15 protein-coding genes and 2 pseudogenes are annotated in these 14960 nt (G+C 46.2%); 4 read left to right on the top strand and 13 right to left on the bottom strand.

All coding sequences use genetic code 11. The annotated features are described in order from the left end of the window. Positions 1-145 precede the first annotated feature (145 nt). Both SB752_RS16530 and SB752_RS16535 read right to left on the bottom strand, forming a co-directional pair. A pseudogene (locus tag SB752_RS16530) lies at positions 146-529 on the bottom strand (LysE family translocator); the annotation flags it as partial. Positions 530-561: 32 nt separating this feature from the next. Continuing rightward, a complete protein-coding gene (locus tag SB752_RS16535; protein ID WP_410716714.1) occupies positions 562-1083 on the bottom strand; it encodes a GNAT family N-acetyltransferase in 522 nt (173 codons plus the stop codon). Between the two features lie 153 nt (positions 1084-1236). Between SB752_RS16535 and SB752_RS16540 the strand changes: the two are divergent. Beyond that, a pseudogene (locus SB752_RS16540) lies at positions 1237-1326 on the top strand (glycosyltransferase); the annotation flags it as partial. Between the two features lie 82 nt (positions 1327-1408). On the opposite strand, the gene SB752_RS16545 reads toward SB752_RS16540, so the two are convergent. The 8 genes from SB752_RS16545 to SB752_RS16580 form a co-directional block, all read right to left on the bottom strand. Beyond that, entirely contained in the window at positions 1409-1747 is a 339-nt protein-coding gene (locus SB752_RS16545) for a DUF1801 domain-containing protein (RefSeq protein WP_410716715.1), read from the bottom strand. Between the two features lie 32 nt (positions 1748-1779). Further along, entirely contained in the window at positions 1780-2214 is a 435-nt protein-coding gene (locus SB752_RS16550; protein ID WP_410716716.1) for a YciI family protein, read from the bottom strand. Between the two features lie 16 nt (positions 2215-2230). Further along, the gene (locus tag SB752_RS16555; RefSeq protein ID WP_410716717.1) at positions 2231-3487 is read right to left on the bottom strand and encodes an RNA polymerase sigma factor; all 1257 of its coding nucleotides are present in this window, start codon (positions 3485-3487) and stop codon (positions 2231-2233) included. Next, positions 3484-3918, bottom strand: coding sequence for a YciI family protein (locus tag SB752_RS16560; protein WP_410716718.1), 435 nt, complete (start codon positions 3916-3918; stop codon positions 3484-3486). The genes SB752_RS16555 and SB752_RS16560 overlap by 4 nt, the downstream gene beginning before the upstream one ends. A gap of 104 nt (positions 3919-4022) precedes the next feature. Next, positions 4023-4415, bottom strand: coding sequence for a VOC family protein (locus SB752_RS16565; RefSeq protein WP_410716719.1), 393 nt, complete (start codon positions 4413-4415; stop codon positions 4023-4025). A gap of 1267 nt (positions 4416-5682) precedes the next feature. Continuing rightward, positions 5683-6933 (bottom strand): aminopeptidase P family protein, encoded by a 1251-nt coding sequence (locus SB752_RS16570; RefSeq protein WP_410716907.1) that lies wholly within the window; start codon positions 6931-6933, stop codon positions 5683-5685. Positions 6934-6971: 38 nt separating this feature from the next. Further along, entirely contained in the window at positions 6972-7526 is a 555-nt protein-coding gene (locus SB752_RS16575; RefSeq protein ID WP_410716720.1) for a hypothetical protein, read from the bottom strand. Between the two features lie 347 nt (positions 7527-7873). Continuing rightward, entirely contained in the window at positions 7874-8608 is a 735-nt protein-coding gene (locus SB752_RS16580; RefSeq protein WP_410716721.1) for an IclR family transcriptional regulator, read from the bottom strand. A gap of 187 nt (positions 8609-8795) precedes the next feature. On the opposite strand from SB752_RS16580, the gene SB752_RS16585 reads away from it, so the two are divergent. Continuing rightward, the gene (locus SB752_RS16585) at positions 8796-9671 is read left to right on the top strand and encodes a dimethylarginine dimethylaminohydrolase family protein (protein ID WP_410716722.1); all 876 of its coding nucleotides are present in this window, start codon (positions 8796-8798) and stop codon (positions 9669-9671) included. 74 nt (positions 9672-9745) lie between these two features. Here SB752_RS16585 and SB752_RS16590 read toward each other — a convergent pair whose 3' ends face one another. The 3 genes from SB752_RS16590 to SB752_RS16600 form a co-directional block, all read right to left on the bottom strand. After that, on the bottom strand, positions 9746-11137 hold the full coding sequence (locus SB752_RS16590; protein ID WP_410716723.1) for a hypothetical protein: 1392 nt from the start codon (positions 11135-11137) through the stop codon (positions 9746-9748). Then, a complete protein-coding gene (locus tag SB752_RS16595) occupies positions 11134-11691 on the bottom strand; it encodes a sigma-70 family RNA polymerase sigma factor (RefSeq protein ID WP_410716724.1) in 558 nt (185 codons plus the stop codon). Before SB752_RS16595 ends, SB752_RS16590 begins: the two co-directional genes overlap by 4 nt. Before the next feature lie 356 nt (positions 11692-12047). Further along, entirely contained in the window at positions 12048-12566 is a 519-nt protein-coding gene (locus SB752_RS16600; protein WP_410716725.1) for a DUF2199 domain-containing protein, read from the bottom strand. A 179-nt stretch (positions 12567-12745) separates the two neighbouring features. On the opposite strand from SB752_RS16600, the gene SB752_RS16605 reads away from it, so the two are divergent. Next, positions 12746-13921, top strand: a complete 1176-nt coding sequence (locus SB752_RS16605; RefSeq protein WP_410716726.1) for an NAD(P)/FAD-dependent oxidoreductase — start codon at positions 12746-12748, stop codon at positions 13919-13921. Positions 13922-13967: 46 nt separating this feature from the next. Then, positions 13968-14858, top strand: coding sequence for an RNA polymerase sigma-70 factor (locus SB752_RS16610; RefSeq protein ID WP_410716727.1), 891 nt, complete (start codon positions 13968-13970; stop codon positions 14856-14858). The last annotated feature ends 102 nt before the right edge of the window (positions 14859-14960 follow it).

The raw sequence follows: 14960 nt of genomic DNA on the forward strand, positions 1-14960 counted from the left end.
CCCACTGCCTTTATTAGTAGCTATTGTACCGTCAGCCTAATTAGGCATTCAACTCAGAGCATACACCTATATTTTACATATACTGCTCACAAAAGGAGGAGTATGGTGTGCATCTGCCAGTTTATTTTCCCTATATGGGTTACCCTGCAATTTTGGGGTTCAGTAGATTTGTCATCAATCCCATGAAAAATAACTTTTTCGGTGGTTCAATAGAAAGAGTGTCGGGCTTGAGAATGGAAGCAGCACCCGGTTTGACCGCATTCCAAGCGAGCCAGAGCAGATAGGCAGCTCCGACCCACTTGACTAATTCGTAAACAAACGGAACCGTTATGAAAAGTGCCGAGAGACCAAACATGGTTGCGACCATGTAAATCACGAATCCAAGTACAACACCAAGAAGTGAGATGATTCCAGCTCTACGACCTTGCGAAATCGTACGGGAAATTAGATAAATCATGTTTGGGCCTGGAGAACAAACCATGCCGAGTGAAACAAATATAAAGGCAATAAAAGTACCAAAGCTCACCAATTTACATTCCCTCCCTCCGTAGTTCATCAAAGTTAAAATTTGTAATACCAAAAGACCGCTTTTTCATGAGCTGTCTGAAAGGTTGAATACAGCATATTATCTACTCCACCAATAATAAAGTTGTTTTTTGCGTAGAATCGGCATGCTGAAATATTAACATCCTGTGTTTCCAACATAACTCCAGCTAGATTATTCTGAATAGCCCACTCGATAGCTTTTTGCAATAATATGGTTCCGATACCTTTTTGTCTCCAATCTTTAGCAACAGCAATATCTTCAATGAGAGCGTAACCGTTCCAATTAAAACAAAGCTTGATTTGTCCGACGCAATTCTTATCATCGTAATATAAGAAAACAGCTTTGTCTGGTTCTTCAATATAACTAATGTCGATTTCTTCATCCTCATATTCTTTGTAATATGGTTCGGTAAAAATCTCCTCTGTATAAGTCCAAATCTCATTTTCGTACTTAGGTATAATCCGGCCTGACACGAAAAAACCCTCATTCACCTTCTTAAAATCGTCCTTATTTAACTGCGTCATTTTTACAATCATGAACTCATCTCCTGATTGGATTTTCCGCTCAATGAAGAGGTCTCCTCCTGAAAATTTATCCTTATTTTACTATCCTGTTCGTTATTTCAAAAACACCTCAGGATAAAATTGGATATTTCAACCATAATAAAACAGCCTGAAATGATTTATTCCAACTGGCAATTTAAAACGCTGCAAGATATGCTTTATCAGCACCTTCAGTTAATTACGGAAATAGTCCTAGCCTGCCTCAAGGGTGACTGGATTCTGTCACACGGTCGTTCCTTCGCTTTTGCTGGAAATATGAGCATTATTACATTATGTAATCTCTATGAGACTTGCTTGATTATAACGTCGACGCCGCTTGACTTACCAGGTCGAGAAACTGCTGGCTATCAATCTGTTGTCCCTGCCGCAGCTTAATCGTTTTCCGTTCAGGTGGCCCATCAAATCCTTCCGGCAGTGAGAATCCGGCTGTATTGAAAATAGTAAAGCTTACCGCATCTTTCGAAGTGGAGATTACGGCTGCGTACTTGCCGCTTTTAAGAAAATGCGGCTTTTTATACTGCATTCGTTCTTGAACATCGGGAATTGCTTCATGTACAACCTCCCGAAGACTTGCGCAAAGCTCTTCTTTCCACTGTTCTTTTTGTCCATCGATAAATTCCGTTACTTCCAGGTTCATCGTTCTGTCTCCCTTCATTGGTTCAAGGTACCTTATCTGTTCTTCAACATGCCAATCTGACTGCGCAGCTCATACTCCAAGCCTTGCTGGAGAGAATCGGCGTAGGTCGATGACTCGTCATAAACCCGTCGCAGCTCAATAACCCCTTCGCCGTAGCCATTGGGGTCCGGCATGCGCAATGCCCATTCGATCGCTTCCTCTTCTGAGCTTACTTCAATGAGTGTAAACCCAGATACCAGCTCTTTCACTTCGCTGATCGGCCCCCACTCGAGTACTGGCCGGGTGCCGCGTTTCGGAAAAGACATGCGAAGTCCACTTGAGCTCGGGTATAACTGCTCGGTTGCAACAAGTATCCCGGCCTCTTCCAGCTCGTGTAGATAGGACTGCAAGGCATCCTTGCTCGACTGGCTTGGCGGAATACCCGCTTCGTAATGTCTTGTCACTTTCGTCATCATTACGTACTTCAAATCGCTTCCTCCTTTACTAATTCGACTCGCATTCTGCCGCACGTCGAAGCAGCAGCTGCTGTTCCTGCTCGTTTCTTGTCAGCGACGCCGCGAATCGAAACGCGTCACGAGCCTCTTCCTTGCGCCCAAGCTTCTCGAGAAGATCGGCTTTGACGCTAGGGAGCAAATGATAGACCTTCAGCGCCTTCCCTTCCTCCAGCCGCTCTACAAGCTGAAGTCCGAATTCCGGGCCGAACGCCATCGCGATAGCCACTGCTCGGTTCAATTCAACTACTGGGGAAGGCATCACCCGTGACAACGCTTCATAAAGAGCCGCAATCTTCACCCAGTCGGTCTGTTCTGCGGCGCGCGCCACAGCATGGCAGGCTGAAATAGAGGCTTGCAGGGCATACGGGCCAAGGGGACGACCGCAAGATTTGGCACGTTCAAGTGCAGCTAATCCCCGCCTGATCAGCAAATGGTCCCATCGTGCACGATTTTGGTCCTTCAGCAGGATCGGCTCGCCAGAGGAAGTGACACGGGTTTTAAATCGGGACGACTGGAGCTCCATAAGAGCAACTAATCCATGCACCTCCGGCTCAGCAGGCGCCACCTCAGCCAAAATGCGTCCTAATCGCAGCGCCTCCTGGCACAATAACGGCCGCAGCCAGTTGGTGCCCGAGGTAGCCGCATATCCTTCATTAAAAAGAAGGTAAATCACCTCGAGCACGGACTCCAAGCGTTTCTTCAACTCATTGCCCGTCGGAACTTCAAAATCTGCCCGAGCTTCGCGCAACGTCCTTTTGGCACGGACAATCCTCTGAGCAATAGTCGGCTCTGCGACAAAGAAAGCACGTGCAATTTCTTCTGTGGAAAGTCCACCGAGCAAACGAAGCGTGAGTGCGATACGTGCCTCACGCGATAGAACTGGATGGCACGTCATAAAGATGAGTCGCAGGAGATCATCTCCAATCTCTCCATCCCCTGCATCACTGCTCTCATCTTCTGCAAACAAATCGCTGCTGCGACCAAGCTCCTCAACTTTCTTGTCATGAATTTTGTTACGACGCAGCATGTCGATGGCACGCCGTTTCGCAGTAGCCATCAGCCAAGCACCGGGGTTATCAGGTATGCCGGTTTCCGGCCACTTCCGGAGCGCGATGACTAGCGCGTCCTGCGCAAGATCTTCTGCAAGATCGATGTCACGAACCATTCTTGTCAAACTGGCGATGATTTTTGACGACTCCAAGCGCCAAATGGTATCGATAGTACGACGAGCAGTAGAATCCGTCACGACTGAGTACGCCTTTGCAGCTCAACCATCAGTGCAGCATGGTCAGCAATTAGCTCCGGATTGTCCGTTAGCTCCGAGCCTTCAAAAACTTGACGAAGCTCGATTTGTCCCTCACCGAATCCGTGGGGATCTGGCATACGCATGGCCCACTCGATTGCTTCTTCTCGTGATCGAACCTCGATTAGCGTATAGCCGGCGATTAATTCCTTCGCCTCGCTGAACGGTCCATCGATAATGGTCGGTTTTCCTCCCGGCTCAGGATAAGAGATGCGGATAGCGCCTGAACTTGGATGCAAGCCATCCGCGGCGATCAAGACACCAGCCTTGGCAAGTTCCTCATTGTACCGCATCATTGCTTCAAAAAGCTCCGGGTTAGGCGGTAATCCTGCTTCAGAATCCTTTGTCGCTTTGACAATCATCATAAACCGCATACTGTAAACTCCTCCTCTAATAAATAAAACGATAACACCTCATATTTACTGTGTATTCTGGCTTCTATTATGACGCTGAATAAACCTGGATGAAACCCTCTTCACTACTTCACAATCTGCCAATTCACTCCATACTTGTCTTCGACTTCTCCGTAAAAAGCCCCCCAAGGCTGCTGTTCAAACGGATACTTTACTGTACCGTCCTTTGCCAAATTCTCGAAGGACTGGCGGGCATCCGCTTCATTTTCATAAGTGAGTGCCAGTGAAATGAATCGTCCTCTCCCAGACGGTTCGAAGGAGTCAGAAAGGAACAATAGGTTCCCTCCGGCTACGGTCAACACCAGATGCATCACTCTATCCTTGATCGCTTCTGGTGTTCCGGGGGTTTGCCCGTAAGTCATAATGGAGCGGATTTCTCCTTCCAATGCTTGCACATAGAATGCAGCCTGCGTTCTCGCGTCCTCCGAATGAATGTAAGCGTTAAGTTGTGCTGTCATGTTCAACATCCTTTCCTCATCGTTATTTGAACTTCTATTAAGGCGACGAACCGCAGACGACAAAATCGACATATCCGGAAAAAATTTTTAAAAACTTGTGCGGTTCTTTTATCCGGTGCCGTTTGATCCCTTCTCTGGGTGGTCTGATTTCCTTCCTTCCCATGCGAATAACTGCCCGTTCGCGTTCGTTGAAAATCAAGTTTTAAACTGATCCTGTTTAATGAGACAACGGCAGCCCAGGACAAGAAAAGAAAGTCCTAGGATGCCGCTGCCTGATTCAACTATCGATCCATGATAACGATGTCTTTTGCTATGACTTCACTTCCCCTATGTTCTGACCGATATCAACATATTCGATTTTCCAATGGAAGAATGAGCTTTTATGTAGTGTAAATAGAAGATTTCGTCCGGGTAGTACCAAACTGTATTCGCATTTTTTACTGTGTTATTAGCATTGCAATCTAGAAATCGATCGACTATTCTTTCCCTTGCAAAATTTACGAAAAAATTACAACTAGCTCTCTTTATGCGAAGCTGAAGGATTCTAAGTCTATATACCAAAGGTAATTTGACTAAGACTCGTTCTATCATTGAGCAGCCACCTACTAACAACCGAAAATCTTTTCATCTGTTCAATCAACAATGGCTTTTATTTACGACCTCGCAAATATTCAAGTTATCAGAACTCCATCTCACTCAAAAACAGCTTTGTCTGGTTCGTCAATATAACTAATGTCGATTTCTTCATACTCATATTCTTTGTAATATGGTTCGGTAAAAATCTCCTCCATATAAGTCCAAATCTCATTTTCGTACTTAGGTATAATCCGGCCTGTACACGAAAAAGCCCTCATTCACCTTCTGAAAATCGTCCTTATTTAACTGCGTCATTTTTACGATCATTAACTCATCTCCTGATTGGATTTCAAAGTCAGTGTTTCTGAAGGATAAGGCTATGATTCTGCCCGTTCAACGAAAAAAGCAGCCTTTCCTTCTTCGCGGCTGCCGCTGGCTTATTGAACTAACGTTCTCCGTTCATTAAGTTAAGTCCTGGTCACGCTTTAATTTCATTTTCATATTAACTTACTGTCCGTTAGTTTAACTTGGCCACCAGTAGAAAGCTATTCAAACTGTATTACTTTAATTTTTTTGACTAAGCCAACCAAAATAAATAAACGCAGTCTAAAACCTTTAAATAAGGTCGTAGACTGCGTCATATCTATTTGGACTATCGCCACGCGTTAATTTAATCGTATCCTTACGCTCGTTATTCCTTTTTCCCAATCAACAATTCCACTTCTTCGATTTCCTTCGGGATCTGCGCTGAGAGCACCTCGTAGCCGTCTGCTGTTACTAACACATCATCTTCAATCCGAATCCCAATCGCTTCTTCCTCGATGTACAAACCAGGTTCAATCGTGATTACCATACCAGGCTCTAAGGCAGCACTGTAATCGGAGACATCGTGCGTATCCAGTCCAAGATGATGAGCCACAGAATGATAGTAGTACTTGGACAACTCACTGCTCTCTTGGATAAGACCGAGACGGAGCAGGCCATCTGTTAAGACTTGCTTCGTGACCTCATTGAGTTGTTGAAGTGTGACACCAGGCTTCACTGCTGCCATGGTCTTGATTTCTGCTTCGAGCACGAGTTGATAGATTTCTTTTTGACGTTCTGTAAAGCGGCCATTCACGGGAAACGTTCGCGAAATATCTGCCGCATAGTAATTCGATGCTGCACCGAGGTCGAGGAGGACTAAGTCACCATCTTCCGTACGCTGATTATTCTCTTCATAGTGCAAGATCGTAGCATTGATTCCGCTAGCAATAATAGGTAAATAAGGAAGCTCGCGAACTCCATGCGACTTTAATGTGAAATCATAGTGCGCCTCTAGCTCATATTCCATCATTCCAGGACGTGCATGCGACCACATGCGCCGGATTGCTTCATCCGTGATCGCAATCGCATGTCTGATTTCCTCAATCTCTGCAGAACTCTTCACCATACGAAGTTCCTTCAGCCATGGGCCTGCATCGTGAATCTGCAGGGTCCGGTATTTCTTCTGCGCATCTTCGGCAAAAGTCTCTGCAGGGGTCAGCTCATCACTCCACATATAGCGATACAGGTCAAGATAGAGCGAGCCCTTTCCTTCACAGCGCCTCATAAAGGTTGCAAATGCCTGGAGCCACTCATCGAGATAGTCGAAGTGTTCGATACCAGACTGCTCTTTAGCCTCTTGATCCGATAAGACAGCTCCTGTCCATTTCGCTTCCAGTTCATTTGGACGTTGAAGAAATAACATCTCGGTCACAATGCCAGCGCGTTTCGTGATCATGAGAATGAGGTTGCTGCGAGCAATACCGGTTAGATAATAGAAGTTGCGGTTCGGTGAAAATGGATATTTATCGTCTTGGCTGCGTGTCTTGACAACCCCTGAAAATAGCACAAGTGCGCTGTGATCAGGCATTTTTTCCGCGAGTCTTTGACGTCGATGGATGAACTCTTTTGAATCCATGGTTATGGTCATTTGTTTTCTACCCCTTCGTTCGTGAGTTACCTAAGCCATTCTTTAAATTCATGTACCCTCCAATCGTGTTTATTGATTTCCCTCTCGTCTTTCAAAACAACTTCATGTGCATGTCTAATTAATTGGCTTCCTTCCAATTGAATACCTTCCTGTAAGTCGGTCAATACACCATTACACAATAAAGCGAGCGTAGCCGCCGAATACCATCCCATTCTAAATTCAAAACTATCCTGAGCCCTTATGTAAAAACTTATTTCAGTTTCCGCTTCTCTTAGTTTCTTCTCAATTGAACTCAATGATTGTTGTTTGCGAAATATCTTTGTGAAAAAGGTTTTCTTCTCCCCCTTTACTTCTATACGTCTAACAAACAATTCAAATCCTGTCATCAATTCGATATTATTCAGACTTCTGTTAGGACAATCATAGATGACAACCTTGAAGGGAAGAAATCCTGAATGATTATTGAATGAAAAACCAGGATATACGTCTACATCCATATTAAACTTTCTTATTTCAGACAACCATTCAGGAATAATACTGTCATTTAATCCTTTAAGGTGGACAGAGAGATCGTAACTCATATGCTTCTCCTTCTAACGGAATAATGTATGATCAGTGACAATCCACAAAACAAAAATATCCAACTATATACATTATTAGTTCAGTATACATCAGTTCCCTTTTTAAGGAATAAGAAACTCTACTAAATATCCGTTAGCCAACTATGCAGCGCAGCTGCACCACAGATTATGAAAATGGATCAGTATGTCGATAATGACAAGTAGGCTGGCGATGAAGGTCGTTTCAACATAGTGCCTAGAGCCCAAAGCACGCCAAAGAGCAGCAAGCAAACAGAAAAGAGCGGACAGCCTTCCGCTCTTTTTCACATTCCAAAATAAATTCCAGCAACCGAACTAAAGAAGAAAGACTAGTGACTTCCTAATCTTTGCGATGTCCGATGGGCAACATCTTTTACTTTTTGAATTAAAAATTGCAAGCGCTCTTCTTTTAAATCATACGACAAAATCCCAATGCTCAAAGCACCAATCACTTTTTGGTTATAATCAAATACAGGAGCCGCCACCGATGCTGTATTCTCTGTTCTCTCTCCGAAGCTCACCGCGTAGCCTTGTTGCTTGATCTCCGTCAGCTTTTCCAAAAACGCCGGCACCTGCTCCTGCTCAATCAATTGCTGCAGGATTTGCTCAGCCTCATTGATCGGCATATTCGCTAGAATCGTTTTATTGGCAGCACCGATGTTTAGTGGGATACGCAAACCGAGCTGATCATAGACGCGAATATTGTGCTGGCTGTCGATGCGATCTACGATGATAGATTCAAGTCCGCTCGCCTGGCTGAAGTAAACGCTTTCTTCTACTTCTCTGGCAAGCTCCTCAATCATCGGTTTTATCACTTTGCGATAGTCGATCCGGTCAAGTACACGAAGGCCAAACTCCATCCATTTGACGCCCAAGGCGTACTGCTTGCCCACAGCATCCTGTTCCACTAGCCCGTGCTTCATCAACGTGTACAAGAGCCGATAGATGGTACTCACTGGAAGATGACATTCTTTCGATAAATCGTTTATCGTCCACCATTTTCTTTGTTCGTCCGACGAAAGTGCCGTCGCGATCGCCATCGCTCGATCAAACGATTGGATCACGCTCATCTCCCCTTTATCTGTCTGTATCCGGTATACCCCATATCTTAAACCATTTTCTATAATTTTGTGAATCGTAAAAAAAAGAACGTTCCGCAATTGACAGTGTGAAACGAGAGTGTGTAAACTAAGTGTAAAATATTTCGAAATATGAATATAATTCTACATTGTGGAATTAAGGGAGGCAACTATGTTCTCAGGCAGCCAATCCATGGTCAAAAAGATGAAAACCGTCATCATCAAACACCCTAACCAAGCCTTCATCAGTCAGGAGCATTTGGACCAATCCTGGAAAACGTTCAACTATACAGATAATGTCGACTGGAACAAAGCACAGGAGGAATATGCAAAATTCGAAGCCATTCTGCGAGAGCACGTAGAAAATGTACTTCACCTCCCTCAGTCTGACCAAACCGGCCTCGACTCGATTTATGCACATGACCCGGTAAAGTTCACCGCCAAAGGTGCCATTATTTTAAAGTCAGGCAAAGAGCTTCGTCAGGGTGAAGCTGAAGCATACAAAGCCTTTTTACAAGAAAACAACATCCCGATCTTGGGTCAACTGACAGGTGATGCCCTCGCAGATGGCGGCGATTTGGTCTGGCTCGATGAGAAAACGCTTGCAATCGGACTTGGCTTCCGCACAAATCAGGCAGCGATCGCGCAAATCACCGAAATGGTGAAAGACTTTACCGAAGAAGTCATCATCGTCCCGCTTCCGTATGATCGCGGCGCAGAAGAATGCTTGCATCTGATGTCCGTCATCAGCATGGTGGACCACGATCTTGCTGTTGTCTATTCCAAGCTGATGCCTGTGTTCTTCCGCCAGCTGCTAATCGATAGAGGTATCCAGCTGATCGAAGTATCTGATCACGAATACGAGAATCTCGGAAGCAATGTACTGGCACTGGCACCTCGTGTATGCATGGTCGTTGCCGGAAATCCAGCTACCAAGCAGCTTCTCCTCGATGCAGGCGCAACCGTCTATGAATACGAAGGTCAGGAGATTTCCTACAAAGGTACAGGCGGTCCTACTTGCCTGACTTGCCCTGTAGAGCGAGTGTAATCGCAGTCAGCTCGTCGCTGCTATTTTCCCCAAACAAAAAGCCACTTTCGCAGTGGCTTTTTTTCATGTTTCGTCTACTTTTTTGAAAGGATGGGAATGATACCCTCAAATATAGACTCCTCTCTATCCAGACCACTCAGCAACAAGTCATAACTGTCTTTTTTCTTTACCGGGAAGTCAAGCGTGACCGTCTCCCGCGTATCGGCTACGATTAAATCGTTGTAGTTTTGACCGTCGATTCTGAGCGTAATCTCTTCAGGCTCCTTGTTCGGAATCACAATAAAGAGCTTGTCATTCTCGTAGTACACCTTTTGGATATGCAAGGTTCGTTTGCCAAATGAAATATCCCGCGGGTACCTGTCCTTCATACCAAGCACATGGCTGTCTCCTATTTTTCGATTCGCAACGATTCCATCAAAACGAAGCTCTAGCCTCTCTGGAAGATCAGCATGGTAGAAAGACGGAATAAACTTGATCGTATATTTGTCTGTCCCTTGGATCTGCTTGACGTTTGGATTGACCGTATCATCCATGGCACTATATTCATTTCCTTTTTCATCTACCAGCCTAGCATTTTGCAAGCGTTTCAGCTCGAACCCGTTCTTGAATTTTGCCTCCAGCTCTACCTGCATCATAGTGGGAGCAGCTACCATTTGATTCACCGAGAGGGAATTCAATATTTCCTCTGCGCCCAACCTGGACTCTGCATTACTGCCTTCTGTCGGCTGGATTACCTTTTCGGCTGCAACGACTGCTTTTGGCAATGGCACCCGCATTTCCGCAAGTACCTCATTTACTTCCTTGTTCTGTCTTTGGATCGTGATGGGAAGTACCGGATTAGGCTGGTTCACCAGCTCCTGCATTTTCTGTGATTCCAGCAAATAGTTTGCCTTTATAACAAAATAGTAGGTGCCTTTAATAAGCTGAAGATCCTTTGATGCCCCTCCGCTAAGATTCATATCGCCCAGACTTACATCTAGTCCCCCGTAGAGTAGCGCAAATATTTTGTCCTCATCATTATCTTTGACGATCGCCTCAAGCTTTTCCCCCGAAACCAAGAGCGTGTAGGTGATCCGTCGTTGATCAACCATGAGATCCTTGAGCTGAAACGTAAAGCCATCTTTTTCTACCTTGATCTCAGGCAAGATCGGATAGCCATTCTTTAAGGCATGAGAAAACCCTTTATCCGGGATCGTCCATTCAAATTGCTCCGGATACTGCTGCCCCCCCGCTAACCCAAAGATACTCTCCGCTCCAAAAAAAGGCTGAACCACCTGCAATAAGAACGTAGCACAGACCGCCACACCTGCCGTCCACGAAGCAATCTTCCAGCCCCTACGCCGATTTTGCGTTTTGATTTTTTTCAATACTTCTGTTTCCAGCTGATGCAATTGAAACGGGTACTGCTCTCTTACCGCCTGCTTTGCAGATTGGCCCCACTCTTTCCACACACGATCCTCGCTCATCCTTGTCCCCCCTTGGACATGCTCTCTCTTAATTGCTTTCTAGCGCGGTGCAATCTCGTACGGACAACCTCCTGTGAAACAGAAAGAATCTCCGCTGCCTCCTGTATGGACAAGTCCTCATAATAATGCAGCAGGATGACCTGCCTGTACTTCGGTGCGAGGGAGTGTATATACGCTATGATCTCATCCCGCTTGACTCGACTGAGAATCTCTTCTTCCACCCGATTCGTTGCCTGACCGTCCAACAGATTTCCAAGATGGTCATCTACCGTAGGAAAAATGTTGCGAAAGGACCACGAGCGAAAATGCTTTTTGCATTCATTCATGGCAATCTTGTAGAGCCAATGCTTGATCTGGCCTTCCCCGCGAAATTGGTCCAGATGACGATATGCCTTGATAAACACGTTTTGCGTGATATCCTCCGCCAAGGAATGGCTCTTTACCGTGAGGCAAATGAGATGGAAAACATTTTCCCCGTACTCCTGCATCAGCCATTTTAGCCGCGCTTCCCTCGTTTCCGCCAAGCTAGCCGGTATTGTTTCTGCTCCGTTCAACCTGTTTCACCTCATTGCTTGTTTCTACTAGGTATGATCCTTCTGCGGTCAGGTTTGTGACAAATCGGGCGGTAGTGGATAAGAAGTGACCGGGAATCATGTCCAGAAAAAATAAAGAAACCGTTGTTTTCACAGCGGTTTCTCCTCTTTCTCACCTGCTATTGTGCTGAGATAATAAAGCTGTAGACGGGTAGGTTAGTTTAATAACCACGACGAGTTCTGTTGTCTGAGGTCGAGACTAGTGAGCGTCAGGTGCCACTTGCCGTCGAAATCTTCGCACTGAGCTGAATAACTCCGCAAGTGGAAACTGACGAAGAACGAGAAGCTACCATCGTTATCGGAACAAGAACCTTATCTCAACTCCCTTGACACAATGCTTCCGCAATCTCAATTACCCGCGCTCGTGTTATCCCTGCTCTTTGCTCAATGGATAGTGGATGATCCGTCTGTTCCAGCTCGATATACGGACGAACACCGACAGGTCTCGTATGAACGAGGGTTTTCAGATGCAAGGTCGTATCGGGATACCACGACAGAGAAGTGGACAGCCAGCCAAACATCGGCTCTAGTTCTTTTTCTCTTCCTTCTTCTTCCCAGTATAAATAGGTCCGCTTGAAATTTTCTTTGCTAAGCGATACCCACACATTCCAAATAAATGTATCTTCGCTATCTATCACGGGAATCTCGATACACCCGCGGACAAAATAATGCTCATCATCAATCACACATAATTCATCATTCATCAAGCAGCGCTCGTCCCGTTCTTCGGGGGCTAATGAAAACCAAAGAGCAGGCGCTGGACTCCCGTAGCTGAGCGGAAGCTCCTCATGCACATTACCGCAGCAAGCACAAGTATACCCGTTTTGAAACGTCATATTATATCTCCTACTCCTTTTGATGCATCCTTGTTGTATTAGGTTGAATCTTGCCACCTGTATTTTCCAATTTTATCAAACTGAATCTTTTTTCACAATGAACCGATGCTTCCCTCGCCTTGTCACAAACCTCCCCCTCCCCTCGTTATAAGGAAAACCGCAGCGAGGAGCTGATCCACATGAAAGAAATAATTTGTGTTGTCGTCGGTGGAGGATATGCAGGCATACATGCTGTCAAAGCGATGCGAGAAAAACTGGCTGGTCGGAGCCTTCGCATGATTTTACTGGATAAAGAGCCCCATCATTTGCGAAAAGTCCTGTTGTTTAAGCCAGCTGTCAGTAAAGAAGCTGAGATTGCGCTTCCCTTGAACCGCATCTTTCCTGAAGGTGTCGAATTCATCCAAGGGACGGCTACTACCATACAAAAAAACGAAAAAGTCCTTTGCTACCAAGACCAAAAAGGCAGCTCACAAGCCATTCATTACGACATCCTCGTTCTTGCCGTGGGCAGTGTCATCCGCCGGGCAGAGCCGGAGCAGGGAGGGATTGCGCTTTCAAATATAGAGGCAGCTGTAGCCATCCGTGAAGCCTGGCAGGCAAATATGCGAGAAGCTGCTCAAGAGCAGAATCCAGAAGAACGTCAGCGTTTGCTTACCGTTACAGTAGCGGGAGCGGGAATTAGCGGAATCGAGACGGCGGCGGAGCTGGCTTATGCGATGCGCGAGGAAGCGACGCGCCTCGGAATGCATCCTTTAGCAGCAAAAATTTACCTCATCAATACCGGGAATCGCCTGTTCCCGGATGGACCTGCCAAGCTTGGGGGCAGACTGGAGCGGGCGCTTAATGACTATCGTGTATCGGTACTGCATGGACTAAAAGCATTGCGGGAACAAGGCGGGATCGTGACGCTGTCTGATGGCAGTACCCTCCCAACTGGACTTTGTATCTGGTCGCTCGGGCTTCTCCCCAATCCCCTCCTTCGTACGATCGGCGTTCCTATTTCAACGCAGGGACAGGTAATTGTCGATGCATCGTATCGTGTGAGCGGTGCCCCTGGCGTCTACAGTATCGGGGATTGTGCCCGGATCATCGACCCCACCAGCGGGCAAGCAGATCGGATGACGTGCAAAGAAGCGACGGCTCAAGCTGCGCGACTCGGAAGTGTTGTAGTGGCTGATCTGGACGGTACCCCCTCCCCAGCACACAAAAGCTTCATGGAATTTTTTTGCATCGGATTGGGGCCGGACCAGGGTATCGTATGGACACGAAAATGGGGGCTAGATATCATTTTGACAGGAAAGCTCGGCTGGAAAATCCGTCAGTACACCTGGAATATAGCCAGCATGCTACACTAAAAACAAGATCAAACCTGAATTACGCGAAAAAGGAAGTGAATCAGGGATGGAGCTGTTGTACCACACCTACAAAGGACTGCTGTTTTCTCTTGCCTACCAGATGACCGGCTCTGCTGCAGACGCTGAGGATATCGTGCAGGATGTGTTCGTAAAAGCACATCAGGTCCAACTTGAGCAAATGGCAGATCCCAAGGCCTATTTGTGCAAAATGACCACCAATCGCTGCCTCGACCTCTTGAAGTCAGCTCGTAAAAAGCGGGAACTGTACACGGGACCGTGGCTGCCCGAGCCGATCAATACGCCTGTATCCGATACGGCCGAATTTGTGATTCAAAAAGACCTGCTCTCCTATGCCATGCTCGTCCTGCTAGAGCAGTTATCGGAAACAGAGCGAGCTGTGTTTGTCCTACGGGAAGCACTTGGCTTTGACTATGAGGAAATTGCCCAGCTCGTCGGAAAAAGTGAAGCGAACTGTCGCAAAATCATTAGCCGCGTGAAAGCCAAGCTCGGAATTACCTCTTTGGAGGAGCACGTTCTGTTTGCCCCGGAAAAATCAATCGAGGAACAATGGGTAAGCCGTTTTATTGACGCGCTTGAGCACGGAAAAATGGACACACTGCTTGGCATGCTTGCCAAAGATGCCGTACTCCTGTCAGACGGTGGCGGCAAAGTATCGGCTGCGATTCACCTAATCGTCTCTGCAGAACGCGTCGCACACTTCCTTTTCGGCCTAATGCGCAAAACGATTCAACCGCTAGGACTTCGTGTAGAGTTGTTACCTTTGAACAACCAAGTGGGGCTTGTCATCTATCAGGGCGATCAAATCGATACTGTCGTATTCCTGCATATCGAGGAACAACAGATTTCCCGCATCTATTTCATCAGAAACCCTGAAAAATTAAAGGCCATTCGGGAAATCGACCAAATGATCGAATAAACAAAGGGAGACCTACAGTTTGTCAGCTGTTTGGTCTCCCTTTTCTTGTTTGTTTGGCTACTACAGCTTGAACCGGTTCACGATTCCCTCGAGTGTCTCGGT

Origin of the sequence: Brevibacillus sp. SIMBA_040 (genome assembly GCF_046535075.1) — a bacterium.
Lineage (GTDB): Bacteria > Bacillota > Bacilli > Brevibacillales > Brevibacillaceae > Brevibacillus.